General features: G+C 39.3%; 24 protein-coding genes and 1 pseudogene. 17 read left to right on the forward strand and 8 right to left on the reverse strand.

From position 1 onward, the window contains the following. Positions 1 to 79: 79 nt before the first annotated feature. Positions 80 to 451 (forward strand): annotated as a pseudogene (locus tag AAEY55_RS15115) (Na+/H+ antiporter NhaC family protein); the annotation flags it as partial. 509 nt (positions 452 to 960) lie between these two features. Beyond that, positions 961 to 2,604, forward strand: a complete 1,644-nt coding sequence (gene drt4, locus AAEY55_RS15120) for an antiviral reverse transcriptase Drt4 (RefSeq protein ID WP_350551992.1) — start codon at positions 961 to 963, stop codon at positions 2,602 to 2,604. Positions 2,605 to 2,859: 255 nt separating this feature from the next. On the opposite strand, the gene AAEY55_RS15125 is transcribed toward drt4, so the two are convergent. Continuing rightward, positions 2,860 to 4,008, reverse strand: coding sequence for a hypothetical protein (locus AAEY55_RS15125; RefSeq protein ID WP_350544442.1), 1,149 nt, complete (start codon positions 4,006 to 4,008; stop codon positions 2,860 to 2,862). A gap of 229 nt (positions 4,009 to 4,237) precedes the next feature. Here AAEY55_RS15125 and AAEY55_RS15130 point away from each other — a divergent pair, with 229 nt between their 5' ends. The 3 genes from AAEY55_RS15130 to AAEY55_RS15140 all read left to right on the forward strand — a co-directional run bounded on the left by AAEY55_RS15130 (position 4,238) and on the right by AAEY55_RS15140 (position 5,999). After that, a complete protein-coding gene (locus AAEY55_RS15130) occupies positions 4,238 to 4,744 on the forward strand; it encodes a DUF3087 domain-containing protein (RefSeq protein WP_208835281.1) in 507 nt (168 codons plus the stop codon). Between the two features lie 84 nt (positions 4,745 to 4,828). Further along, on the forward strand, positions 4,829 to 5,482 hold the full coding sequence (locus AAEY55_RS15135) for a glutathione S-transferase family protein (protein WP_011327228.1): 654 nt from the start codon (positions 4,829 to 4,831) through the stop codon (positions 5,480 to 5,482). Between the two features lie 55 nt (positions 5,483 to 5,537). Beyond that, on the forward strand, positions 5,538 to 5,999 hold the full coding sequence (locus AAEY55_RS15140) for a low molecular weight protein-tyrosine-phosphatase (RefSeq protein ID WP_339685841.1): 462 nt from the start codon (positions 5,538 to 5,540) through the stop codon (positions 5,997 to 5,999). A 124-nt stretch (positions 6,000 to 6,123) separates the two neighbouring features. Here AAEY55_RS15140 and AAEY55_RS15145 read toward each other — a convergent pair whose 3' ends face one another. Then, positions 6,124 to 7,221: an energy transducer TonB gene (locus AAEY55_RS15145; RefSeq protein ID WP_011327230.1), complete on the reverse strand. Its 1,098-nt coding sequence runs from the start codon at positions 7,219 to 7,221 to the stop codon at positions 6,124 to 6,126. A 254-nt stretch (positions 7,222 to 7,475) separates the two neighbouring features. On the opposite strand from AAEY55_RS15145, the gene ribA reads away from it, so the two are divergent. The 6 genes from ribA to csrA all read left to right on the forward strand — a co-directional run bounded on the left by ribA (position 7,476) and on the right by csrA (position 13,479). Beyond that, a complete protein-coding gene (gene ribA, locus AAEY55_RS15150; RefSeq protein WP_011327231.1) occupies positions 7,476 to 8,099 on the forward strand; it encodes a GTP cyclohydrolase II in 624 nt (207 codons plus the stop codon). 13 nt (positions 8,100 to 8,112) lie between these two features. Then, entirely contained in the window at positions 8,113 to 8,901 is a 789-nt protein-coding gene (locus AAEY55_RS15155) for a BPSS1780 family membrane protein (RefSeq protein WP_011327232.1), read from the forward strand. After that, positions 8,901 to 9,353: a regulatory protein RecX gene (locus tag AAEY55_RS15160; protein WP_011327233.1), complete on the forward strand. Its 453-nt coding sequence runs from the start codon at positions 8,901 to 8,903 to the stop codon at positions 9,351 to 9,353. Before AAEY55_RS15155 ends, AAEY55_RS15160 begins: the two co-directional genes overlap by 1 nt. A 19-nt stretch (positions 9,354 to 9,372) precedes the next feature. Next, entirely contained in the window at positions 9,373 to 11,979 is a 2,607-nt protein-coding gene (gene alaS / locus AAEY55_RS15165) for an alanine--tRNA ligase (protein ID WP_011327234.1), read from the forward strand. Then, positions 11,980 to 13,197, forward strand: a complete 1,218-nt coding sequence (locus tag AAEY55_RS15170) for an aspartate kinase (protein ID WP_011327235.1) — start codon at positions 11,980 to 11,982, stop codon at positions 13,195 to 13,197. Positions 13,198 to 13,287: 90 nt separating this feature from the next. Continuing rightward, positions 13,288 to 13,479 (forward strand): carbon storage regulator CsrA, encoded by a 192-nt coding sequence (gene csrA / locus AAEY55_RS15175; protein ID WP_011327236.1) that lies wholly within the window; start codon positions 13,288 to 13,290, stop codon positions 13,477 to 13,479. A gap of 50 nt (positions 13,480 to 13,529) precedes the next feature. Here the strand turns inward: csrA and AAEY55_RS15180 are convergent, their stop codons facing one another. The 3 genes from AAEY55_RS15180 to AAEY55_RS15190 all read right to left on the reverse strand — a co-directional run bounded on the left by AAEY55_RS15180 (position 13,530) and on the right by AAEY55_RS15190 (position 14,626). Further along, positions 13,530 to 13,997: a YcxB family protein gene (locus AAEY55_RS15180; protein WP_011327237.1), complete on the reverse strand. Its 468-nt coding sequence runs from the start codon at positions 13,995 to 13,997 to the stop codon at positions 13,530 to 13,532. 201 nt (positions 13,998 to 14,198) lie between these two features. Then, a complete protein-coding gene (locus AAEY55_RS15185; protein WP_011327238.1) occupies positions 14,199 to 14,390 on the reverse strand; it encodes a hypothetical protein in 192 nt (63 codons plus the stop codon). A gap of 65 nt (positions 14,391 to 14,455) precedes the next feature. Beyond that, positions 14,456 to 14,626, reverse strand: coding sequence for a DUF1328 family protein (locus AAEY55_RS15190; protein WP_011327239.1), 171 nt, complete (start codon positions 14,624 to 14,626; stop codon positions 14,456 to 14,458). Positions 14,627 to 15,269: 643 nt separating this feature from the next. Between AAEY55_RS15190 and AAEY55_RS15195 the strand changes: the two genes are divergently transcribed. From AAEY55_RS15195 to AAEY55_RS15215, 5 genes are all read left to right on the forward strand, one after another. Further along, positions 15,270 to 15,515, forward strand: coding sequence for an OadG family protein (locus tag AAEY55_RS15195; RefSeq protein WP_011327240.1), 246 nt, complete (start codon positions 15,270 to 15,272; stop codon positions 15,513 to 15,515). Between the two features lie 12 nt (positions 15,516 to 15,527). Continuing rightward, positions 15,528 to 17,309 carry a sodium-extruding oxaloacetate decarboxylase subunit alpha gene (gene oadA, locus AAEY55_RS15200; protein WP_011327241.1) on the forward strand — a complete coding sequence of 594 codons (1,782 nt, stop codon included), beginning with the start codon at positions 15,528 to 15,530 and terminating at the stop codon, positions 17,307 to 17,309. 13 nt (positions 17,310 to 17,322) lie between these two features. Beyond that, a complete protein-coding gene (locus tag AAEY55_RS15205) occupies positions 17,323 to 18,453 on the forward strand; it encodes a sodium ion-translocating decarboxylase subunit beta (protein WP_011327242.1) in 1,131 nt (376 codons plus the stop codon). Between the two features lie 114 nt (positions 18,454 to 18,567). Further along, positions 18,568 to 19,539, forward strand: a complete 972-nt coding sequence (locus AAEY55_RS15210) for an aldo/keto reductase family oxidoreductase (RefSeq protein WP_089367777.1) — start codon at positions 18,568 to 18,570, stop codon at positions 19,537 to 19,539. A 26-nt stretch (positions 19,540 to 19,565) separates the two neighbouring features. Further along, positions 19,566 to 19,742 (forward strand): hypothetical protein, encoded by a 177-nt coding sequence (locus AAEY55_RS15215; protein WP_011327244.1) that lies wholly within the window; start codon positions 19,566 to 19,568, stop codon positions 19,740 to 19,742. A gap of 94 nt (positions 19,743 to 19,836) precedes the next feature. On the opposite strand, the gene AAEY55_RS15220 is transcribed toward AAEY55_RS15215, so the two are convergent. Further along, a complete protein-coding gene (locus tag AAEY55_RS15220; protein WP_011327245.1) occupies positions 19,837 to 21,150 on the reverse strand; it encodes a peptidoglycan DD-metalloendopeptidase family protein in 1,314 nt (437 codons plus the stop codon). Between the two features lie 502 nt (positions 21,151 to 21,652). Here AAEY55_RS15220 and tyrS point away from each other — a divergent pair. Beyond that, entirely contained in the window at positions 21,653 to 22,852 is a 1,200-nt protein-coding gene (tyrS, locus tag AAEY55_RS15225) for a tyrosine--tRNA ligase (RefSeq protein WP_011327246.1), read from the forward strand. Positions 22,853 to 22,947: 95 nt separating this feature from the next. Here the strand turns inward: tyrS and AAEY55_RS15230 are convergent, their stop codons facing one another. Further along, on the reverse strand, positions 22,948 to 23,892 hold the full coding sequence (locus tag AAEY55_RS15230; RefSeq protein WP_089367778.1) for a cobalamin biosynthesis protein: 945 nt from the start codon (positions 23,890 to 23,892) through the stop codon (positions 22,948 to 22,950). Beyond that, a complete protein-coding gene (gene mtnN / locus AAEY55_RS15235) occupies positions 23,893 to 24,600 on the reverse strand; it encodes a 5'-methylthioadenosine/S-adenosylhomocysteine nucleosidase (RefSeq protein ID WP_011327248.1) in 708 nt (235 codons plus the stop codon). Positions 24,601 to 24,667 lie beyond the last annotated feature (67 nt).

Raw genomic sequence — 24,667 nt, forward strand, 5'->3', positions numbered from 1 at the left:
ATAAGAGCAAATAAAATTCGGCGTCAACCGGCCAAGATAATTGACGCGGAACCGGCCAAGTTAATTGACGCTAGATAGTACTGGTGTGTTTGTGGCATCTTTAGTGGGCGATTACCTCCCTATTTACTTGGTGGTACCGGCACTGTTTTTAACCGGTGCGGTTATGTCGTTTACTACGGGGACATCGTGGGGCACCTTTGCAATTTTAATCCCTATTGGCGTGCCGCTTATTCAAGCATTGGGTTTGCCGCCGTCGTTGGTATTAGGCGCTATTTTAGGTGGCGGTATATTTGGCGATCACTGCTCGCCCATATCCGACACCAGCGCAGTATCGGCTATCGCCTCAGGCTGTGACTTACTCTCCCACGTTAAAACCCAGCTACCCTATGCCTTGTTCGCTGGTGGCCTGACACTTATAGCCTACTTAGTAACAAGCATAATTGTTTTATAAGCGCGTTTATGATTACTCATTTTGAATGACAAAAAGCCTGCAAATTTGCAGGCTTTTTGTTTATACGTAGGTCGGATAAGCGGCGCAGCCGCGCCATCCGACAAATCACATTATTGCTTTGGAATATTCAATTCGATAATTAAATTTAACGTTGGTTTTGTTCATATATTTAAAAACCTTATTCAAGGTTTTGTCGCGCTGGCGACTACAGCCAAAGAGGGGCTGCCGCTGCCCCCTCTCTGGACTCACCCAGCGCCACCCGAGCATCACGCTTAATCCCTCAAATAATTAATTGTTGTGAACGTAAACGCCATGATAGTACATCCATGTACAAGCATGGCTTGGGCGCGCATCCATGCGCGACATTACTCATCAATTATTTATTTTCAGGGCGTGATGACGGGGGAAAGGTGTTAAACGTGAGATTTGTTGTTAGGTTTAAGTAATATTTTTCTTTTACACGAGACCGTTTCATGTAGACTAACTATAAAAAATACAAAGGAATGTTTATGAGCCAGATTTTTGGTGATACAGATGATAAAAGGGCTTTATATGAAGCTCTAACTAGATACAACTATTTTCCAAATCAACGAGCAAATATAGGTGAGTTACCACCGAGTCTAGATACAAGGCAATTTACACCAGAGGTGGCAGAGGCTATTTCTAAGCTTGAAGAGACTAAAGGCAGATCTGGTTATGACTTAGTTGAATATAAGGCTACAAGATATAATAACGTGCCTAGAGTATTGGGACTTGTTCATCCCAGAGCTTACTCATCACTAGCCAAGTGTATACATGATAATTGGGGAGAGCTGAAATGTGTTACCGAGAACGCAAATAGTATAATTAAGCCTGAGTTTCATCACAGTGAAAAGCGATTGGTTGTAATGAATTATGAAGATCCATACGTAAAAATTAGTCGCTCGCATACTTCTTCTTTTGCAAAACGATTTAGAGTTCACACTGATATAGCGAACTGTTTTAATAGTATTTATTCTCATGCGATTGCATGGGCTGCTGTTGGAATTAAAGAGGCTAAAGCTCAACAAAAAAACAAAGAATGGTTTAACTGTTTAGATACCTACCAGCGAAAAACTAAGCGTAATGAAACTCAGGGAATACCAATAGGTTCGGCAGCCTCTAGTATTGTGAGCGAGTTAATCTTAGGTAAAATTGACGAAGCCTTAATAAGTAAAAATTATGAGTTTCATCGATATATAGATGATTACACTTGCTACTGCTTGACTAGCGAAGACGCTCAAAACTTCATCCAAGATTTATCTAACTCTCTTGCTTTATATAAACTGACGCTGAACTTAAAGAAAACATCGATAATAGAGTTACCAGCGGCTTTTGAAGATGAGTGGGTGTTAGATTTAAGAAGTGCACTACCAAGTCGCTTGGGTAATGCAGGCGAAAGCGAGCCCCATCTATCTGCTGACGAAGCACTTACGTTTTTAAATAAAGCGATTGGGATTAATAAAAGCACGCCTGATGGAAGTGTATTAAAATATGCAATATCATTAATCATTAATTACTTAGATGAAGGTGCTAATGTAAGTTTATTGGAAGCTCTTCTGAACCTATCGTGGCACTACCCAGTTTTACTCCCGTTATTTGACAAATTATTAGACAAAGCAGAGATAAATGCAGGGATTTTCGAGCAACAATTAAATGTAATAATAAGAGAAAATGCTGATAAGTTCCGATCTGATGGTATGTCTTGGCCGCTTCACACTATGTTAATTAATAACGTCATTCCAAAAACAGAAACGGCTGAAAAGGTCATTGCGAGTGGTGATTGTGTTGCAATTACTTTGTTATTAGAAATGTATGACTTTAATGAAATGATCGTTGAGTTCGCACAAACTATAATTGATGATGGTGATAACTACGAAAAAGATAACTATTGGTTATTACTTTATCAACTATACCTAAAGGGCCTAATTGATAATCCGTATGATGACAAAGTATTTGAGTGTTTGAAAAAATACAAGGTTAATTTTATACCTCGAAATACGAAAACTAAAGCTGAAAAAAACTGTGATAGAATTCAAAGTGAAATGACATCAAATGCACTAAAAAACGTATTTTCAGAAGTGAAAATACCTGCTGTACATAAAAAAACAGATGAAAACTCGACGGTTTTCTAGCTTTTATAGAGTATTATTCAAAGCTTGTGCTAATTAATGCATATTAATGGAGGAAGATAAAGTTAGCTCTTTGGCAATCCCTCCTCTGAACAGCGTAGTTTCTTTGTGCAAAGTAATTATTCACCCACACACAAATGCATCAGTTAAGCAGCCAAGCCTCAAGCACGCACTGTTTAGCTCGAAGCTCGCCGCTCTAAGCCCGAGGTGCTAGTCTTACCCTAGCACCTACCCCCTAGCACATAAAACCTATATTTATTACAACGCACTTAAGCTGTGCTCTAGCATTGCGGTAATTTGCTTTACTATTTTAGCTTCCGTTTTCGGCTCAAACTGTTGAATTCTGGGGGTGTGAATATGCCCTGTTGGAATGGTTGAATTAAGTTGATTACGAAGGCGTATACTGCGATACGAAATTTCGTTAGACAGGTATCCACCGCCAGAGCCATTTACGGCAATGCTATTTTTCAGCTCGGCAAGTGTTGCGGGCTCGTAAGTTTTTTTTAAGGTCGTGATCTTATGATTATCAATAACCTTATACGGCCCTTGTGCTTGCTGCATATTTGCCACGGGAAGGCTAAATTGTACAAATTCGTTACCTGGCAGTGGCTGGTTATTTAAACTTGGGAGCAAGGGAGCTGTTTGTGTCCCGCCAAATATAATATTGGCATTGTCTGGGGCAGTTACGCTGCGGCGCTTACCGGGAAATCTTTCTAAATCAAAATCTTTGCGACCCATGCTTACAGTAACAATCATATCGACATTATTCAGGGCGTAATAGGGCGCGAGGAGTGCTTCGATTATACCTTGATCAAAGTCGGCATAACGAACGGGCACCATAACGGTGTTAATTTCAGCGCTAATGCCTTGGTAGTTAATTACTTGACCATCTAGTAAGAGGGCAGCAACTCCAGATGGATTACTTTGATTTATGTTTTTATCTAATAAAAAGGGGTCAAAGCCGGTAAGGATAATTTTTTTAGTACTGCCTTGAGTAAAACTGAGATCGTTATGACCGCGACTGCCTTTTTCTAACTGAGTTAAAAGGTTATTTTGCTCAGCAACTGAGAGGGTAAATTTTGGCTTAACAGAGCGAATTATTTTACTTGAAAGTAATCGTGCCCAGTAAAGCTCGCGATCATCGTAGTTTTTAGTTGTAACAATACGTTGTTTGGCGTTTAACCATAATTGACTTGAATAATCAGCGATTAAGTCAGTTGCATGCTGAAAGTTGTTAAGGCTTTTCCATTGCTGTTCAAATTGATTCACCTCATCAGCAAAGGCCATTAGCACCTGAGGCATGGCGTGGGTAGCGGCTTCAATTCGTTGCTCTTCGGTTGTTAAATTATTACTCAAAACCGAGCAAGAAGAAAAAATTAAACTTGAAGCAAATAGTAGTTTAAGCATGGTAGTCCTATACAGTTACAGCGATTATTTGGTTACTATCCTACGCATCTAGACGCAGTGCAAATTAATTCGTTGGCTAACCATTGATTAACAGCTACTAACGTTGCAGAGGGCTAATAGCACTAATGCTGTTGTTAAATCAAAAAGAACGCAAATAGATTTTTCGATAAGTGGATTGTTTAGTTACAATGGCGGCAGTTATATTTTGTTCACTTAATTTTAGGCTGTTATGCAACTCATTGAAATAAATAAAGCGCGTTATCGTAAGCATTTAAACCGTGTTATTGCCGGTTGTGCTGTGGGTTTAGCTGTTGGGAGCTTAGCTATATCGCAAGCGCTGATTGCTTTGTTTCCTGATGAGAGCGGCACTCACTTTCATTGGAATGTAACGGGCGTTGTTATTAGCGCATTAGGGCTTGCGTGGTTACTTAATAAATACCGCACGCATCCGTTTATGATTGAAGTGGTGTATGTGTGGGAGCTTAAACAAGCGCTTAATAAAATAACGCGTAAAATGGCGAAGTTAAAGGCTGCAGGGCGTGAAGGTAATAGTGATGCGCTATTGGCTATTCATTACAGTTACGCGGGCTCTAAATTGTTATGGCAGCTCGATGACAATACAATCACTATGGATGACTTAGCAATTAAGCAAGCTGAGCTGGATAGTGTGGCGGCTAAGTATAATTTAACACTTGATGCCAATGACTATGATGCAAGTATTTTAAAGAACTTTTAAAGCAATTTTAAAACGATTTTAAGTATTAAATAGCTTTTTAATTAGCGTATTAGTTGCGCTTTTTTCTTCTGATAAGGGTTTAACATGAGTTTAATTGTTTATGGCGTACCTCTTTCTCCTTATGTACGCAAGGTGTGTCTGTGTTTGGCTGCAAAGCAGTTAGATTATAAGTTAGAAATAGTGTCGCCGTTTAATCAACCGGCTTGGTTTTTTGAGTTAAATCCATTAGGGCGTATACCAGCGCTTAAAGATGGTGATTTAGTGCTGGCTGATTCGAGTGTTATTTGCCAATACCTTGATGATAAATACACAGGGAATACAGCATTACTTGGCGACACTGTCGAGCAGACTGCTCAGGTACGCTGGTTAGAAAAATACGCTGATTATGAACTTGCCCCATTAACTACTTTTACTGTGTTTCAGCAGCGAGTAATTAATTTAGGTATGCAAAAAGTATGTGATGAAAGTTTAGTAAAGTTGGCTATGAATGAGCAGTTACCACCGCACTTTGACTACCTTGAAGGCGTGCTAGGTCATAATGATTACTTTGTAGGTAACGCGTTAACCCTTGCTGATATAGCGTTTGCGTCGCAAATAATCAATATGCAGCATGCGGGCGAGCAGATTAATGCACAGCGCTGGCCAAATTTAGCTGCACTTTTTGAGCGTGTAAAAGCATTACCAGCAATGCAAACTTTATTACAAAGTGAGCAGGCTATGCTTGCGTCAATGCAATAGTGTTTAAGGTTATTTAGTTCAGTAATTAATAGCGTTTAGTTTAGAGGGAGGCTCTATGAAAAAAATACTGGTTGTGTGTTTAGGTAATATTTGTCGATCGCCTACAGCTGAAGCGGTATTAAAAAAACGTGCTGAGCAGTTAGGTATTGCCGTTAAAGTTGATTCGGCCGGTACTATAGGTCATCACGAAGGCAATTCACCAGATAGCCGATCTATGCAGGCGGGCAAAAAACGAGGTTATAGCTTCAAAGGGATTTATTCGCGTAAAGTGCGCAGTAGTGATTTTACTGAATTCGATTTGATTTTAGCCGCCGACAAACAAAATTTAGCCGATTTAACTCAGCGTTGCCCAGCACATTTACAGTATAAACTTGCCCTGTTTTTAGAGTTTGGTGAGCAGGCTGTAAGTGCTATTCCCGATCCTTATTATGGTGGGGACGATGGTTTTGAAAAGGTGCTAGATTTAATTGAAGCAGCAAGTGATAAAATATTAGCTAAATTAACAGCCAATGTTTAAGTAATGGCTTTGTGCGTTACAGTGAATTAATAAAGGCGCTAAATTGCGCCTTTTTTTATTAGAAAATTTATGATTACTTAGCGAGAAAACCCTGTGATCTTTAGTCGCTGGATAGTTCACTAAGTTATCGGTTAATTTTGAAGTCGAGCCGTACTTGGGTTTTTGCTGTTACAGGTATGCCATCTTCAAATTTAGGAGCATAGCGCCATTGCTCTACTGCTTTTTTTGCCGAGTGCTCAAAAGTTACGCCGCCATTTGAATCAAGCACACTCACGTTTTTAACAAAGCCTGCGGTGTCTACTTCAAATTCCATAACTACACTGCCATCTTTACCTTGGCGTGCTTTGCCCATAGGGTAGTCAGGATTAACACGATAAAGCGGGGTTTGTTCTTGGCTTTCTTCCCAAGGCACCATTTTAGCAATAGCTAAGCAGTGCTTAGTTGCTTGCTCACTTTCGCCTTGCTTTTCGTATAGTGCTATAAGCTTAGAGTGAGCGCTTAGCTCGGCGCTGTGATCGTAGCTTAAGTTATTATCAAATACGGTGACTATGCGGTTTAACCTTGTAATTGCTGAATCATATTTTTTACGACCTTCATCAAACGAGGCCATTAAAAAATCTGATTTGATACGCTCTACAGCGTTTTCAGGTAAGTTTGCTTGGTAATACTCGTCAGCTTCTTCGGCGTAGTGTTTAGCAGAACGGTATTTTTCTGGCACAAACTTTTTAACTAACAAAGAGGCTGCAGCAAATTGCATGTCGGCTACAAATCTTGGTTTTTTAAGCTCCTTTGCTATATCAACTATACGTTCCAATTGGCTATCGGCCTGACGCGCTGATTTAGTATTGCTTGCCATACCTAGTAAGGCGTCTATTGTCTCGACTGAGCTTTCACCATGATTGTTAGCTAAAATATTGTACGCCTGTTTATACAGTTCGTAGCGTTTAGCTTCGTCTTCCTGGTTAAATCCGCTGATAGCTTTAGCGTAATTAATGGCTAAATTTGCGGTGTTATCTGCGTTATCGCCATATACTTTAGCACCTAAAGAGTAAGCGAGTTTGGCAGCTTGTTGTATGTTTTCGTTGGTATCTACGGCGCTTAAGTAATTTTGGTACGCTTGAGAAAATGCAGTGTTTGCATTTGTAGCTTCGCTTGCAAAAGCCGATGCAGTAATAACTGAAAGGTTAAGGCTAAGCAGTAAGGCGAGTTTATGTGGTTTCATAATGTTCCATATTATAATTATTATACTTTTTAACACATTAACAATTTACTTATAATTAGTCATGAATTGATGTAAATAAAGGTAAACAGTAAGGGCTTTAGTGAGAATTATATATTGTAATTATGCATTGATAATTAAGCTTCTCGTCGCCATATAATTGCAATAAATACCCTTGGATTTCGATCTTTTTGTATTCTTTTGTGATAATATCACTTCATTATCGTGTCGTAGTTATTTAAATATTTGGATTTGTCGTGGCGCAAGTAAGAGCAAGAGTTCAGCTTAATGTTGGCAAGAACAGTGATATTCCCGCTGAAATTATCTCGTTTACTGATTTAAAAGATGGCAAAGAACATATTGCTATGGTGTTTAACAACGCTGATACAGAGCAAGATGTACCGCTTATTCGTATGCATTCAGAGTGTTTAACGGGTGATGTATTTTACTCGTCGCGTTGTGATTGCGGTGAGCAGTTAAATGAGTGTATTGAAATGATGCACGAGCAAGGCGGTATTTTATTGTATTTACGCCAAGAAGGTCGTGGTATTGGTTTGTATAATAAAATAGATGCTTACGTGTTGCAGTCGCAAGGTATGAACACTTATGAGGCAAATAATCATTTAGGTTTTGCCGATGATTTACGTGATTTTTCGGATGCGGTGCTAATGCTAAATGCGCTTAATTTACCCCACGTTAAATTAATGACCAATAACCCTAAAAAGCTAAATGCACTAAGAGATGCTGGTATTACGGTTGATTCGGTTGTGGGTACGCACGCACACATTAAAGCCGGTGTTGCGGGTAATAAAGCGTATTTAGAAACCAAAATTAAACATGGCGCGCACATGTTAGATATCAAAAAAATTAAAAAACCTTAAATTAAGAGTAACTATGTCTACACAATTACGAGTTTTTAAGGCCGATGCTGCCCTAAAGTGGTTTAAAGCGGGCTGGCTTATTTTTAAAACCCAGCCGCTTACTTTTATTTTTATGCATTTATTTATTGGTATTGTTGGCCTGTTGTCGTTATTTTTACCGCTATTACAAGTGGTAGCGGCTTTAGCTACGCCATTTTTAACCGCAGGATTTTATCAGGCTGTGCTTACTAAGCAGCAAGGCGGTAAAATTATGCTCGCTGATATTCTCAAGCCCATTACCACTAAAGGTAATCGTTTAGGTTTACTGCGTTTGGCTTTGTACCAAATGGGTGCGGGTATTTTAATGGCATTATTAGCAAACGGTTTATTTGCCGATGCAATTGCGGTTATGGCGCAGCCAGATTTAGATCCTAATATGGCAATTAGCCAAATGTTAGAGAGTATTTCTATGGCAAGCGTGGTGCTATTTTTATTAGCGTTGTCGGTTTATTTAACTGCATTCGCTTACGCGGTTCCATTAGTTTACTTTAATAAAGAACAGCGCATTTTTAGCGCTCTTAAAAAATCCTTTATGGTGTTTTATTATAATATTTTACCGCTAAGCGTTTATGCTATTATTTGCGGGTTATTTATTGTGCTTTCGATGTTTTTATCGTTCTTACCCTTGTTGGTTTTAATGCCTATTTGCTACATTAGCTTTTTTGTATCTTATCAAGCTATTTTTATGCCGGTTGTACCACCAAGTGACGATAGCAATATTACGCCATTAAGTAGTGAGTCTAGTGGGCGTTTTGACGCTTAATGGATGATAAGTTAAAGCAGAAATTAAAAAACTATGTACTTTGGTTGTTATCAAGGCAAGAATATTCACGCCGAGAATTAACGTTCAAATTACAAAAAAAAGAAGCCACAGATGAGTTTATCGAAACCTTGCTTGATTGGTGCGAAAAGCACAATTTTGTAAACGAGCAACGTTACTGTGAAGGCTTTGTTAGAAAACACATATTTAAATGCCATGGCTTAAGGCGCATTCAAAGCGAAGCTATGGGCAAAGGGATTGACCGTTCATTACTTGAAAAAGTAATTGAAGAGCTTGAAGTAGATTGGTTTGAGCTGGCGCAGGATGCGTACAATAAAAAATATTCAAATACACCGGCAGACCTCGAGTACAAAGACAAGGCCAAGCGCGTGCGCTACCTAATGTATAGAGGCTTTAGCTACGATGAAATCGATTTTGCAATGCAAGCACAGTAAATACGGGTGAGACCTTCACATGCAGCACATGACTACCGCACAAATTAGACAACAGTTTTTAGACTTTTTTGCCAGCAAACAACATCAAGTTGTTCCTTCAAGCTCGCTTATACCGGGTAACGATGCCACTTTGTTATTTAACAATGCCGGTATGGTGCAATTTAAAGATGTATTTTTAGGCGCAGAAAGCCGCCCTTATACGCGTGCGACTAGCTCGCAGCGCTGTGTACGTGCTGGCGGTAAGCATAACGATTTAGAAAACGTTGGTTATACTGCGCGTCACCATACATTTTTTGAAATGTTAGGTAACTTTAGTTTTGGTGATTACTTCAAGCAAGACGCGATTAAATTTGCGTGGCAGTTTTTAACAGAGGAAGTAAAGCTACCTAAAGAAAAACTGTTAGTTACTATTTACCATGACGATGAAGAAGCGTTTAACTACTGGTCTAACGATATAGGCTTACCTGCAGATCGCATTATTAGAATTGCCACTGCAGATAACTTTTGGTCAATGGGTGATACCGGTCCGTGTGGCCCGTGTTCTGAAATATTTTACGACCATGGCGAGCATATTTGGGGCGGTCCTCCTGGATCACCTGAGGAAGATGGCGATCGCTTTATCGAAATTTGGAACCTAGTATTTATGCAGTACAACCGTCAAAACGACGGAACTATGCTGCCACTACCTAAGCAATCGGTTGATACAGGTATGGGGCTTGAGCGTATTGCTGCTATTTTACAAGGCGTTCATTCAAACTATGAAATTGACTTATTTAAAGGCTTAATTGCCGCTGCTGCAAGTGTTACTAACGCACAAGACATGGACGACAAATCACTACGCGTAGTGGCGGATCATATTCGTTCGTGTGCATTTTTAATCTCTGACGGGGTTATGCCATCTAACGAAGGCCGTGGTTATGTACTACGTCGTATTATTCGCCGTGCTGTTCGCCATGGTAATAAGTTAGGTGCACAAGGTGCCTTTTTCTATAAATTAGTAGCTGCACTTATTGAGCAAATGGGCCAAGCGTACCCAGAGCTTGCAAAGCAGCAAGAAATTATTGAAAAAGTATTACGCATTGAAGAAGAGCAGTTTGGTAAAACGCTAGAGCGTGGTTTAGCTATTTTAGAAGAAAGCTTAAGCGACCTTAAAGGTGATGTAATTCCTGGCGACTTAGTATTTAAACTTTACGATACTTATGGCTTTCCTGCGGATTTAACTGCAGATGTGGCGCGTGAGCGTCAAATGACGATTGATAATAAAGGCTTTGAAGAGTGCATGGCGGTGCAGCGTAAAACAGCGCAGCAGGCCGGTAAATTTGGTGCCGATTATAACGATCAATTAAAGTCAGACAAACAAACAACTTACAAAGGTTACACCACCACTAGCCATAGTGCGACTGTGGTTGAAGTGTTTGCTGGCAGTGAGTCGGTTTCATTACTAGAAGATGGCCAAAAAGGCATTGTAATACTAGACCGTACGCCATTTTATGCAGAGTCGGGCGGCCAAGTTGGTGATACAGGTGTAATTAGCGTTGCTGGTGGCGAGTTTACAGTAACTAACACGACTAAATTAGGTAATGCATTTGCACACCACGGTATAGTACAAGGCCGTATTGGTCTTAACGATAAAGTAGAAGCAACAATTGATGACGCACGCCGCGAACGCATCAAGAAAAACCATACTGCTACGCATATATTACACGAAACACTGCGCCAATTATTAGGCGAACATGTAGGTCAAAAAGGCTCGCTAGTTCAAGCAGAGCGTTTGCGTTTTGACTTTTCACATTTTGAAGCTGTTACCAAAGAAGAATTACGCGAAATTGAACGTGTAGTAAACGATGAAATTCGTTGTAACTTTGCGTTAAGTACCGAGCTTATGGCAATAGATGACGCTAAAGCAAAAGGTGCAATGGCGTTATTTGGCGAAAAATACGATGACGAAGTACGTGTAGTTACTATTGGGGACTACTCTATTGAGCTTTGTGGTGGTACACATGTTGAACGCGCAGGTGATATTGGTTTATTCAAAATAGTATCTGAAAGCGGTATTGCTGCGGGTGTTCGTCGTATTGAAGCGGTAACCGGCGCTGACGCGATTGCCTACGTGAGTGAGCAAGAGCAAAAGCTAAATGATGTAGCTGCTGTAGTTAAAGCCGACAGCGCGTCAGTACTTGAAAAAGTAACTGCGTTGCTTGATAAATCAAAACAGCTAGAAAAACAAATTGCGCAACTTAACGATAAGCTAGCAAGTGCTGCGGGTGCCTCATTACTTGATTCAGTAGTAGAAATTAACGGTATTAAGCTATTAATAGCCAACGTTAAGGGCACTGAGTCAAAAGCGTTACGTGGTATGGTTGATGATCTTAAAAACAAAATTGGCTCGGGTGTTATTGCACTAGGTGTTGCAAGCGATGATAAAGTGAGCTTAATTGCAGGTGTAACTAAAGATTTAACCGGTAGAGTTAAAGCCGGTGAGCTAGTTAACCATATGGCCAGCCAAGTAGGTGGTAAAGGTGGCGGCCGTCCAGATATGGCACAAGCGGGTGGCTCTGAGCCAGAAAACCTAACTGCAGCATTAGACAGTGTAACAGCTTGGTTTACTGAGAAAACACAAGCTTAAGTGGCACTTATTGTTCAAAAGTTCGGTGGCACTTCAGTTGGTTCAATAGAGCGAATTGAAGCGGTTGCCGACCTTGTTGTTAAAACTAAACAACAAGGCCATCAAGTGGTTGTAGTGCTCTCGGCTATGTCGGGAGAAACCAACCGCTTAATTAATCTCGCCAAACAAATAGATACTCGGCCAAGTAGCCGTGAACTTGACGTATTAATTAGCACCGGCGAGCAGGTTTCGGTGGCTTTATTAGCTATGGCTATTATTAAACGCGGTCATTCTGCTGTGAGTTTATTAGCCGATCAGGTTAATATTTTAACCGATAATATGTTTGGCAAAGCCCGTATTACAGATGTAGCTGCAACGCGTTTAAAACATGAGCTTGAGCATAACCGTATTGCAATTATTGCGGGTTTTCAGGGCCGTGATATTGAAGGAAATGTAACTACATTAGGGCGTGGCGGTACCGATACTTCGGCGGTTGAAATTGCTGGAGCAATAAAAGCTGACGAATGTCAGATCTATACCGACGTTAACGGCGTATATACTACAGACCCTCGTGTTGAACCTAATGCACGACGAATGAGCCAAGTTACCTTTGCTGAAATGCTAGAGTTAGCAAGTTTAGGGGCTAAAGTATTGCATATTCGTTCAGTTGAAGCGGCAGGAAAGCACAATGTGCCACTTAGGGTGCTATCAAGTTTTTACCCTGATGCTGGTACATTGATTAGTTTTGAGGAGAGCGATATGCCTGGTAATGTCGTTTCGGGTATTGCGTTTAATCGTGATGAATGTTTAATAAATGTAGAGGGTGTACTTAGTGGTACACAATATCTTGCAAAGATTTTGAAACTTTTTGCAGATAATGGCATCGAAATAGATATGATTAATCAAGTTAATCATAATGTTGACAAAGTAGACTATGCTTTTACTGTACACACAAATGATTATTTACACGCATTAGACGTTTTAACAGAGCAGCAAGCTCAGTTAACAGCACAAAATATTTTTGGGTTAACAACAGTGGCTAAAGTGTCTGCTGTTGGTATGGGTATGAAGTCACATTCGGGTGTTGCTAGTTTATTTTTTGATGCATTAGCTGCAGAAAATATTAATGTTATTTTAGTGTCTACATCAGAAATTAAAATATCGGTTTTAATAGATGAAAAATACCTAGAGTTGGCTGTTCGTGCATTACATAAGATATTTTTAACAGAAAATGAATAGATTGATAGGTTTTACTTACTTTTTAGTCTAATTTTCATTAAAATGTTTTAGCGGAATCTTATAATTTTATTGGAACAAGGGAGCAAAAGAATGCTAATACTAACTCGTAGAGTAGGTGAAACCCTAATGATCGGTGACGAAGTAACCGTTACTGTTCTAGGTGTTAAAGGGAATCAAGTTCGAATCGGTGTTAACGCACCAAAAGACGTTTCAGTGCATCGTGAAGAGATTTACATGCGTATTCAAGCTGAAAAGTCTAACCCTGAACCTGGCAATGCTTAATCAGCAATGTATATAACTTAGTTACATACTGAGTTATTGCCAAAAGCCACTCACTGAGTGGCTTTTTTGTGTATAAAATTAAGTGTTTCGGCAGTTAATATGTGCTTGGATATATACTGCATACCTTTTTTGTTTTTTAATAGTATGCCGCGCTCTGTGGTTATAACTTCGTTAATATCTGACCACAGAAGTTGGGTGTTTTTATAAAAGTTACTCGATTTAATCCCTTCTTCGTCAAAGGTAAGGGTGACCTCAGACCCCGAGGCTTTGCTTAGCATTTGTCTAGTAACCCACCAAGGACGGCGATAATAAAAGGCAATACATTCGAGTACCGCAACCATGATCAGAAAAGATCCTAGGTAATGATCGTCTAAACCATAAATTCCAAATAAACCGAGTGCTACTAATAGCGCCAATAAAAAGTATTTTGGTTGCGCGCGCTTGCTATGCGCAACTGATTCGTCAAAGCACTCATAAAAATAAGGCTTATCAAGCGTGTAGGTTGTTGTAAGTGTCATATAGAAGTTCTTAAAACATAGTTATATGCATTTTAACAAGCTAACCAGTAAATGCGCAGTTATATAATAAATAACTGCATAATAGATAAAGATATTGGCGTTTATTATTTATCAGATCCAACCTTTAATTTAGATATTATTTTATTACACACATAAAAAAACGGCTCATTTTAGAGCCGTTTTTTTAATAAATTAGAAGAATTAACAGTTAGTTTCTTCTGCATTTACACCTTCTTTTACTTCTTCACATGCATCTTCAACTTTGTTTTGCACGTCAGTTACTGCTTCGTCAATACGTTCACCAGCATCTTCTGCGTGGTTATCTTCACAGCCCATAATAAATAAACTTGCGAATAGGCCAATTAGTGCTGCTCTTAAAGTTGTCGAATTCATAATGTAATTCCTTGTAAATTTTGATTTAAATGATTTTTAATTAGTTTAAAACTTTAGTTTGTTACCTAGGGCTTTTTGCCACGTAGGGCACCCGATACTAAAGATATAACTAAAAGTATTAAAAATATAAAAAATATAATTTTTGCAATACCCGCTGCGGCGCCTGCTATACCACCAAAACCTAACACTGCAGCAATTAAAGCAATTACTAAAAAAGTGATTGTCCAGCGTAACATTGTATTCTCCTTGGTTTATCAAATTTGCTCAATGGATATGGTGCGAGTTACGTGCCATTGTTTTTTTGCTTTTAAATCAATGGCTTGCTTTTGTTTGTGTTATTTCAGCGTGCACTCAATGGTAAGTTTTACGCTTTGCTATGTAATTTATTCATACTGATACAAGTGATTATGGATGTTAGTTTTTTATAAGAGAAGTTAGCGCATATTGATTTTTAGAATTGAGTTTAAGAGCTATTAAATTGCAGTTCGAGACTTACGAGCATAGCGGGCTTAATAACAGCGGCTATTTAAATGGTTGAATAATTAACAAATATATTTGGTAAGACCAATTGCCAGTGGTGAAATTACTTTATGCTAATAGAACTGTTAACGCTTTACTTTAAGTGCATTATTAACGGTTTTTAGGTCGCCTATATAACTTTTATTTATATTCACTATTTTTATTATCTATGTAATAGCGCGTATCTAGTCCTTTTTGTAGTGTTAAGTTAATTAATAGCATGTTAGTTTTGTTTAAATTGGTTTTACCAATTTACAGGCTATAGACAAAACACTGTTTTTTGTTATTATTCGGTGAATAATTATTTACGTAAAATGATTTTTTATTTTGATTTCGGTATGAGTTTTATAGGAGAGGAAAATGGATATCGCTGCTTTACTTACAACAGCAAGCAACTTAATGCTAACCGGTATGGTGGGGGTGTTTGTGTTTCTGTCATTATTAATTACCTGCGTTACGGTTATGTCTAAGCTGGTATCTCGCTTTGCAGAGCCTGAGCTTGCAATGCCTGCCAGAACACCGTCTTTTAAATCACAAGGTGTGCCTAATGAGCACATCGCCGCAATTAGTGCTGCCATTGCTCAGTACAAAACAAACAATAATTAAAGGAGCACTTAAATGGCTAAATTAAAATTAACAGAACTGGTACTACGTGATGCGCATCAATCATTGTTAGCAACTCGTATGCGCCTTGACGATATGCTACCGATTGCAAAAAAGCTTGATGATGCAGGTTATTGGTCTATTGAGTCGTGGGGTGGAGCTACGTTTGATTCGTGTATTCGTTATTTAGGTGAAGATCCTTGGGAGCGTATTCGCGCACTAAAAAAAGCGATGCCAAATACTAAACAGCAAATGCTATTACGCGGTCAAAATTTATTAGGTTACCGCCATTATGCTGACGATGTAGTAGAAAAATTTGTAGAGCGTGCCCATAAAAATGGCGTTGATGTATTTCGTATATTTGATGCAATGAACGATGTACGTAATCTTGAAACGGCAATTAAAGCGGCTATAAAAGTAGGCGCACATGCCCAAGGGACTATTTCTTATACAGTAAGCCCTGTTCATACGCTTGATATGTGGTTAACGCTAGCTAAGCAGTTGGAAGATTTAGGCTGTCATTCAATTTGTATTAAAGATATGGCGGGTTTATTAAAGCCGTACGATGCTGAAAAACTAATTAAAGCACTAAAAGAAACTGTATCTATTCCAATTGCAATGCAGTGCCACGCCACAACAGGTTTAAGTACTGCGACTTATCAAAAAGCGATTGATGCAGGCATTGATATGCTTGATACCGCAATTTCATCTATGAGTATGACTTACGGACACACCGCAACTGAAACTATTGTATCGATAGTTGAAGGGACTGAGCGTGATACTGAGCTTGATTTAAATCACCTTGAAGAAATTGCTGCTTACTTTAGAGATGTACGTAAAAAATACGCGGCATTTGAAGGTAGCTTAAAAGGGGTTGATGGCCGTATTTTACTCGCGCAAGTACCTGGTGGCATGTTAACTAACATGGAAAACCAGCTTAAAGAGCAAGGCGCAGCAGATAAGCTTAATGAAGTTTTACTTGAGATCCCACGTGTACGAGAAGATTTAGGCTTTTTACCGCTTGTTACACCAACGTCGCAAATTGTAGGCACTCAAGCGGTACTTAATGTACTAACGGGTGAGCGCTATAAAACAATTACTAAAGAAACAGCTGGCGTATTAAAAGGTGAATATGGCCTAACACCAGCACCTATGAATAAAGAGCTACAAGAGCGTGTGCTTGATGGAGCAGAGGTAATTACTTGTCGTCCTGCAGATAATATTGCACCTGAGCTTGCAACGCTTGAGGCTGAATTATTAAAAGAAGTACAAGAGCAAGGTTTAACTCTTGCTGATGAGCAAATTGATGACGTACTAACGTATGCATTATTCCCACAGGTTGGTTTGAAGTTTATTAAAAACCGTAACAACCCAGATGCATTTGAGCCAGTTCCTTGTGTTGAAGATAAAAGTAATAAAGCTCCCTCTAAATCAGCTTCAAATAACAACAGCGTTAAAGCTGAGCAATACAGCGTAAAAGTAGACGGTAAGGTTTACGACGTTGTTGTAGCTCAAGGCGGCGAGCTTAAAGAAGTTACATTAAAAGACTCAGAACATATTCCTCAGTCTGCTTCGGTTGCATCAGGCGAAACACTTAACGCCCCTTTAGCCGGTAATATTTTTAAGATAAAGGTAAAAGCAGGGCAAGTTGTGAATGAAGGTGATGTAGTGATTATTATGGAAGCCATGAAAATGGAAACTGAAATACGCGCTACGCACACCGGAACAATTGCTGAAGTGTTAGTTGGTGAAGGCGATGCTGTAACTACCGGCGACGCTATGATTGCATTAGCTTAGGAGTAAATAGAGGATGGATGGTATTTTAAACCTCTGGCATGCCACAGGCATTGCTAACTTTACATTTCCAGCGTTGATTATGATTGCGGTAGGCTGTTTATTATTGTTTTTGGCAATAGCCAAAAAATTTGAGCCCCTATTATTATTACCTATCGGCTTTGGTGCAATATTAACTAATATTCCGGTGGCAGGTTTATCCGACCCCGGCGGCTTACTGCATTATGTGTATTATGTAGGTATTGATACCGGTATTTTTCCACTATTAATATTTATGGGAGTAGGCGCGTTAACTGATTTTAGTGCGCTAATTGCTAACCCTCGTATGTTGCTATTAGGTGCAGCTGCACAGTTTGGTATTTTTGCGACTTTGTTTGGCGCTATTTTACTTAACTATGTACCTGGTTTTGAATTTAGCCTGCAAGATGCGTCGGCTATTGCGATAATTGGTGGAGCTGATGGCCCAACCGCTATATTTTTAGCCTCTAAACTGGCACCCGACTTGTTAGGTGCGATTGCGGTAGCTGCTTATTCGTATATGGCATTAGTGCCAATTATTCAGCCGCCAATTATGCGCGCATTAACCACGGTTGAAGAGCGCCAAATAAAAATGCCAGAGCTGCGTAAAGTATCTAAAAAAGAGAAAATTATTTTTCCGTTAATGGTACTTAGCTTAACAGCAATGTTTTTACCTGCGGCGATACCTCTGGTTGGTATGTTTTGTTTAGGTAACTTAATGCGAGAGTCGGGTGTTGTTGATAGATTAAGTAACAGTGCTCAAAACGAAATCATCAATGTTACAACTATATTTTTAGGTTTAGCTGTAGGCTCAAAGCTTGCTGCAGATAAGTTTTTAACTGTTGAGACGATTGGTATTTTAGTGCTTGGCGCACTGGCTTTTGCTATAGGTACAGCCTCGGGCGTATTTATGGCTAAAGGGTTAAATAAAATATCTAAAACGCCGATTAATCCATTAATTGGTGCTGCGGGAGTATCGGCTGTACCCATGGCGGCGCGCGTAGTAAATAAAGTAGGCCTTGAGAGCAATCCACATAACTTTTTACTTATGCATGCAATGGGGCCAAATGTTGCCGGAGTACTAGGCAGTGCAGTTGCAGCAGGTATTTTATTAGCACTTGTTGGCTAACATCAATTTTAAAATCCAACCGATTAGCGCAGTTTACTGCGCTTTTTTTTATGCTTAATTTATTGACTGTTTTTGTTACAGTAAGCTACTTGTAATTAATTAAGGATAGCCGGCATGCATGACACTCCTTTGGCAAAATATTTACCTAATGTTAGCAAGCTCATATTTGGTTGTATGGGACTTGGGGGAGGCTGGAATAAAGACCCCTTAACTAATACTCATACCCAGCAGGCACATGTTTGTATAGATACAGCAATAGCCGGTGGCATTAATTTTTTTGATCACGCCGATATTTATACATTTGGTAAAGCTGAGCAGGTGTTTGGCCAAGTCCTTAAGCAGCGCCCAGAGCTGAGAGAGCAAATTTATATCCAGTCAAAGTGCGGAATTCGTTTTGCCGATGAGCAAGGGCCAAAGCGCTACGACTTATCAAAGCAATGGATTGAGCAATCAGTAGAGGGCTCTCTTAAGCGGTTAAATACTGATTATTTAGATGTACTTATGCTGCACAGACCCGACCCTTTGATACAAGTTGAAGAAGTAGCTCAGGTATTTAGTCGCTTAAAAGAAAGTGGCAAAGTACGTCATTTTGCGGTGTCTAATATGTCGCAGCAACAAATACAGTTTTTACAAACAGCCCTTGATATGCCCATAGTTGCCAACCAAATTGAAGCAAGCTTAAAGCAATCAGCCTGGGTTGATGAGGGGGTATATGTCGGTAACCGCGATGGCAAAGACATTAACTTTACTCCCGGCTTTATAGAATATTGCACCGAGCAGGAAATACAAATTCAAAGCTGGGGTAGCTTATGCCAAGGATTATATTCAGGAAAACAGCTGCAAAATGCATCACCTGCAGATATTAATACCGCTATATTAGTTAATAAGTTAGCAGCACTTTATAGCACGTCTGCCGAGGCTATTGTATTGGCTTGGTTACTGCGCCATCCGGCATTAATTCAACCGGTAATAGGCACAACTAATGCTAAGCGACTGGCTGCATCGTGCAGCGCTGTAAATATAGAATTAACCCGAGAGCATTGGTATGCATTATATGTCAGCGCCAAAGGGCACGAGTTACCCTAATTTAGACCCCCACTTAAGGTATTACTATGAATATATTCGTTATTTTAATTAGCTTGTTTGTCGCATTGTTAATATTAATTCCGTTATTAGAAAAGTATCAAAGTAAAATAGGCTTAGATGGCGCTAAAAAATACAGTAAGTATATATGGCCACTGGTAATGGTATCGTTAGTGGTACAGCTAATTTATGTATTAATGAATTAGTGTGTCAGTCTATTATTCATAGGCAAAAAAATTATAGGTACAAAAAAGCCTTTGCAAGTTACCTAGCAAAGGCTTTTTTAATAATGATTTAATGTTACTTAAGTGCTAACTGTAGTTCGCGGTTGCGCTCTAACTGGGCAATAAAGTTATCAGCAATAGGCTTAAACTTGGCAAGCTCTGCACGTGGCAGCGGCTCTGACTTAGGCAATTTAACGGTTTTAGGATTACGATGAACACCATTAACTAAAAATTCATAGTGTAAGTGGGCACCGGTCACACGACCAGTAGAGCCAACAGTACCGAGTTGCTCACCTTGCTTAATTTTTTGCCCTGTTTTTACTAGGCGTTTATTAAGGTGCAAGTACTTAGTTACGTACTGTGTGCCATGGCTAATAAATACATAGTTACCATTATATTTACTGTAACCCGATTTAATAACTTTACCATTACCTGAGGCAACTACCGGCGTGCCAGTGCGCGCCGCAAAGTCTATACCGCGATGCGCTCTAACTTGCCCCGTTACTGGGTGCAAACGTCGCGGGTTAAAGCTTGAGCTTATATATTTAAAACTAACTGGTGCACGTAAAAATGCTTTTTTCATGCTGCGCCCTTCAGGAGTATAAAAACTACCGTCAGTGTGGCGAATTGCAGCATAGCGCTGGCCTTGGTTAACAAATTCCGCAGCAATAATTTTACCAGTACCAATAAACTCACCATCTACATAGTGAGATTCATAAATTAAACCAAACCCATCGCCTTTGCGAATATCGTTAGCAAAATCTACATCCCAACCAAATATATCGGCAAAGTTCATTATTTGGCGCTCGCTTAAACCTGCAGCTATTGCTGAAGTCCAAAAGCTACTAGAAATTTCGCCGCCTACTGTTTTAGTTAGTGTTTCTATTTCTTTACTATCGATTGAAGTGTCGTATTGCCCTTCATCGTTTAAGGTAACAAATAAAGTGTCTGTTTTTGAAATAACGTAACGCAGCTGTGCTAAATCGCCATCTTTTGCAGTGGCAAAACTTAGTGTTTCACCCGGGTGAATTTTAGTAAGTTTGCGAGTTTCTGCGTTAGTGTTAATTAATTTATGTAACGTTTGAGCTGAAAAGCCAGCACGTTTAAAAATAATAGCTAAGTTATCTCCATTTTTTACTTGGTGATCAACAAAGTCGTATTCTGGCAGCTTGTCTGCTGCTTGCTCTGAGTTTAACGCAGTTAATTTTTCGTTGTCATCAACTTTAACTTGTAACTCATAGCGCTTGCCAATTTCTAGCGTGTTTTCACTATTGTCTTTGGATGCAGTGGCTTTTTCAGAAGGGAGAAAAGCTAAGCCAGCAATAGCAGAAACTAAGCCTAAAATAAGCAATTTGTGTTTTTTGGGGAGCGTGTGAACCACGTGAACCATAACGTGCCTTTTTCTGCTGTCAAGAAAATTAATAGATTATCTTGCAGGATATAACGAATAATGTACGAATACTAGTATTTTGTAGATTTAAACTAATGCTAAATTAAGCTAAAATCACAGGGCTTATAGGCATCTTAGTATTAAAGCAGCTTATGATCTAGGTGTTTTATTAATCTAGAACTAGGGCTAAACCGCGGTATTTTTGAGCAAAATAATAAAACAATGATGCATCATCACGTTAGTAATTTAAAAACCAAAGCTGCAGCTGTTTGTGCTGTTTTTAAAGTGTTGCAAACAGTTATCTTTACTCGTTTATGCAACTTATGCCGCTTTGCCTTATTTAGTGACGCTATCGTTTAAAAAGTTGTTTTAATTAGGTAATAATTTGCTATCTTAGTTACATAGGTTTATTGACTCTAAAAGTGCTACTTATCTAGTAATAAGCCGCGAGCATATTAATAATTAACCCCTTCGTTAACAGAATTTTTTGGAGTAACACACAGTGGATTTACAAACCGCTCTTGCAGAGATAAAACGCGGTACAGAAGAGATATTAATTGAAGATGAGTTAGTTGAAAAATTAAAATCTGGAAAAAAACTAAAAATTAAAGCGGGCTTTGATCCAACCGCGCCTGATTTACACTTAGGTCACACGGTACTTATTAATAAAATGAAAACCTTTCAGGACTTAGGTCATGAGGTTGTATTTTTAATTGGTGACTTTACCGGTATGATTGGCGACCCAACAGGTAAAAACGTAACGCGTAAGCCGCTTACTCGCGAAGACGTGCTTGCTAATGCTGAGACTTATAAAGAGCAAGTATTTAAAATTCTTGATCCTGCAAAAACCACGGTCGCATTTAATTCTACCTGGATGGAAAATTTAGGCGCAGCTGGAATGATCAAACTTGCAGCACGCCAAACCGTTGCGCGTATGTTAGAGCGTGATGATTTTAAAAAGCGTTACGCTAGTGGCCAGTCTATTGCTATTCATGAGTTTTTATATCCGTTAGTGCAAGGTTGGGATTCGGTTGCACTTGAGGCTGATGTAGAGCTCGGTGGTACTGATCAGCGCTTTAACCTGCTAATGGGTCGTGAGCTACAAAAAGACGAAGGCCAAAAACCACAAACAGTAATAATGACGCCGTTATTAGAGGGCACCGATGGGGTGCAAAAAATGTCTAAATCGTTGGGTAACTATATAGGTATTACCGATGCGCCTAACGATATGTTTGGTAAAATAATGTCGATTAGTGATGTGCTAATGTGGCGTTACTACGACTTATTAAGCGGGCTGTCGATTGCTGGTATTAACGCGCAAAAAGAGCGTGTAGAGCAAGGTACAAATCCTCGTGATATTAAAATTGAGTTAGCAAAAGAGCTTATTGCGCGCTTTCATAGTGAAGCCGATGCACAAGCAGCTCATGATGACTTTATTCAGCGCTTTCAGAAAAAAGCTCTGCCGGATGAAATACCTGAACTAACAGTAACCATTGAGCAAGACAGCATTTTAATTGCTAACTTGCTTAAAGAAGCTAACTTAGTTGCTAGTACATCAGAAGCAATGCGCATGATTAAGCAAGGTGCAGTTAAGCTCAACGGCGAAGATAAAATTACAGACACTAAACTTGAAATAGCAAAAGGCAGTACGGCTATTTACCAAGTAGGTAAGCGTAAGTTTGCAAATATTACTGTAGCGTAAAGCTAAACGGTAAAACGCTAAAAACCAGCCACGGCTGGTTTTTTTGTGCTTATATTTTTTGTATTTTTAATAATAGGTGTGTAACTCGCCCTTAGCTAAATGTTTTTAAGTATTTCTATGCAAACAACGACCAGTAACCAAAATACCCGCGCTTGATTTAGTCTATTAATAGTAATCGGCACGTCCTCAGCAATAGGGAGGCGTTCGGTACCAATACGCATTTTGTTAAAACGTTCGCCAAAATACACTGCAGGCCCGCCTAGTTGTACGCCTAATGATGCAGAGCAAGTGCTTAAAAGCCACCCGGTATTAGTTTGATAAAAGTGCCTGCCATAATGCTTTATATAATGCATGCTTAGCTTGCTCGCTTTACTGGCTGCAATAGTCAGTGCCAATAAGCGCATAGGAATAAATTCAATAATAAACAAGGTAATTTTAAGCGGCTTTAAAAAAGGGCTGTTGGGTTTAATGTTACTGCGCCATGCCTGCTCAATTAAAGTAAGTAATCGATAGGCAAGCGCTGCAATAGGGCCAAGTACTAAAAAAACAAATATCACCACAAAGTAATATCTTGCAGTACGTAATATTAGGCTCTCTATTAAGGCTTTAATTATGCCTGCACCAGAGAGTTTAGTAACATCTCGGGCTACTAATGGCTTTAATAGCTCACGGGCGGCAGATTTTTGATTTTGTTTGGTAAGCTTAGCAATACGTAGTGCTTTTTTATCAATAGCTTTACTCTCAAGGCATAAATATAAAATAAGCCCGGCGAGTAATTCAGGGTAAAATGCAAATTCCAGTAGTAATACAATAATAATAAGTACCACACTTAAAATAAGTGTACTGGCAAGGGCTGCGGCTAAATATTGATAGCTATTGGGTTCTGCTGCTTTATAAATACGCTTACCAATAGCGCTAAAAATAGCCGTTAAAGCGGTGTTAGGATGATACCAACTAACAAGTGGTAAAAAGCGCTCAGCAAGGAGCGCCATTATAAATACAATAAAGTCCAAGTGATTTTGAACCATATTGCTGAGCATTTACAGTGAAACTGCCGTTAGCTTTTCAAGTAACGCCACTACCATTTTAGATGAATTGATTGATGCTGTTTCTAGGTATTCTTCAAACGACTGCGGCGACTCTTTGCCGGCAATATCTGACATCGAGCGAATAACCACAAACGGTGTATTAAGTGTATGACAGGTTTGCGCAATTGATGCCCCTTCCATTTCTACTGCAAGCATTGTAGGAAAGTCGCTACGGGCTTTTTCAATACGTATTGGGTCACACATAAATATGTCGCCGGTACAAATTAAACCAACTAAGGTTTTTACGTCACTAATTTGCGCAATAGTTTGCTCTGCGGCAGCCACTAATTTAGGGTGTGCTGCAAAACCTGCTGGCATTTGTGGTACTTGACCTATTTCGTAACCAAAGGCAGTTACATCAACATCATGATGACGAACTTCTGACGAAATAACTACATCGCCCACATTTAATGACGGATCAAAGCCGCCGGCAGAGCCGGTGTTAATTACGCAATCAGGGGCGAAGTTGTCAATAAGTAATGTAGTTGCAATAGTTGATGCTACTTTACCAATACCAGATTGAACCAATGTTACTGTGTTACCTGCTAATTCACCGGTATAAAAAGTAAAACCAGCTTTAGTTAAAGTTTGTGGATTTTGCATTGCTTCGCGCAAAATTTTAACTTCTGGCTCCATTGCGCCAATAATACCAACATTCATAGTGTTAAGTTCCTGAGTTTGAATGCGCTGATTATACGTGAAGTTAGCGCTAAAAAACAAAAAAGCG

This window comes from Pseudoalteromonas sp. 120-MNA-CIBAN-0494 (assembly GCF_040308885.1).
GTDB classification, from domain to species: domain Bacteria; phylum Pseudomonadota; class Gammaproteobacteria; order Enterobacterales; family Alteromonadaceae; genus Pseudoalteromonas; species Pseudoalteromonas nigrifaciens.

What these genes read in the sequence shown, in the direction of transcription:
- drt4 (WP_350551992.1), top strand. Translation starts at nt 961, where the DNA reads ATGAGCCAGATTTTTGGTGATACAGATGATAAAAGGGCTTTATATGAA.
- AAEY55_RS15125 (WP_350544442.1), bottom strand. Translation starts at nt 4,008, where the DNA reads ATGCTTAAACTACTATTTGCTTCAAGTTTAATTTTTTCTTCTTGCTCG.
- AAEY55_RS15130 (WP_208835281.1), top strand. Translation starts at nt 4,238, where the DNA reads ATGCAACTCATTGAAATAAATAAAGCGCGTTATCGTAAGCATTTAAAC.
- AAEY55_RS15135 (WP_011327228.1), top strand. Translation starts at nt 4,829, where the DNA reads ATGAGTTTAATTGTTTATGGCGTACCTCTTTCTCCTTATGTACGCAAG.
- AAEY55_RS15140 (WP_339685841.1), top strand. Translation starts at nt 5,538, where the DNA reads ATGAAAAAAATACTGGTTGTGTGTTTAGGTAATATTTGTCGATCGCCT.
- AAEY55_RS15145 (WP_011327230.1), bottom strand. Translation starts at nt 7,221, where the DNA reads ATGAAACCACATAAACTCGCCTTACTGCTTAGCCTTAACCTTTCAGTT.
- AAEY55_RS15155 (WP_011327232.1), top strand. Translation starts at nt 8,113, where the DNA reads ATGTCTACACAATTACGAGTTTTTAAGGCCGATGCTGCCCTAAAGTGG.
- AAEY55_RS15160 (WP_011327233.1), top strand. Translation starts at nt 8,901, where the DNA reads ATGGATGATAAGTTAAAGCAGAAATTAAAAAACTATGTACTTTGGTTG.
- alaS (WP_011327234.1), top strand. Translation starts at nt 9,373, where the DNA reads ATGCAGCACATGACTACCGCACAAATTAGACAACAGTTTTTAGACTTT.
- csrA (WP_011327236.1), top strand. Translation starts at nt 13,288, where the DNA reads ATGCTAATACTAACTCGTAGAGTAGGTGAAACCCTAATGATCGGTGAC.
- AAEY55_RS15180 (WP_011327237.1), bottom strand. Translation starts at nt 13,997, where the DNA reads ATGACACTTACAACAACCTACACGCTTGATAAGCCTTATTTTTATGAG.
- AAEY55_RS15185 (WP_011327238.1), bottom strand. Translation starts at nt 14,390, where the DNA reads ATGAATTCGACAACTTTAAGAGCAGCACTAATTGGCCTATTCGCAAGT.
- AAEY55_RS15190 (WP_011327239.1), bottom strand. Translation starts at nt 14,626, where the DNA reads ATGTTACGCTGGACAATCACTTTTTTAGTAATTGCTTTAATTGCTGCA.
- AAEY55_RS15195 (WP_011327240.1), top strand. Translation starts at nt 15,270, where the DNA reads ATGGATATCGCTGCTTTACTTACAACAGCAAGCAACTTAATGCTAACC.
- oadA (WP_011327241.1), top strand. Translation starts at nt 15,528, where the DNA reads ATGGCTAAATTAAAATTAACAGAACTGGTACTACGTGATGCGCATCAA.
- AAEY55_RS15205 (WP_011327242.1), top strand. Translation starts at nt 17,323, where the DNA reads ATGGATGGTATTTTAAACCTCTGGCATGCCACAGGCATTGCTAACTTT.
- AAEY55_RS15210 (WP_089367777.1), top strand. Translation starts at nt 18,568, where the DNA reads ATGCATGACACTCCTTTGGCAAAATATTTACCTAATGTTAGCAAGCTC.
- AAEY55_RS15215 (WP_011327244.1), top strand. Translation starts at nt 19,566, where the DNA reads ATGAATATATTCGTTATTTTAATTAGCTTGTTTGTCGCATTGTTAATA.
- AAEY55_RS15220 (WP_011327245.1), bottom strand. Translation starts at nt 21,150, where the DNA reads ATGGTTCACGTGGTTCACACGCTCCCCAAAAAACACAAATTGCTTATT.
- AAEY55_RS15230 (WP_089367778.1), bottom strand. Translation starts at nt 23,892, where the DNA reads ATGCTCAGCAATATGGTTCAAAATCACTTGGACTTTATTGTATTTATA.
- mtnN (WP_011327248.1), bottom strand. Translation starts at nt 24,600, where the DNA reads ATGAATGTTGGTATTATTGGCGCAATGGAGCCAGAAGTTAAAATTTTG.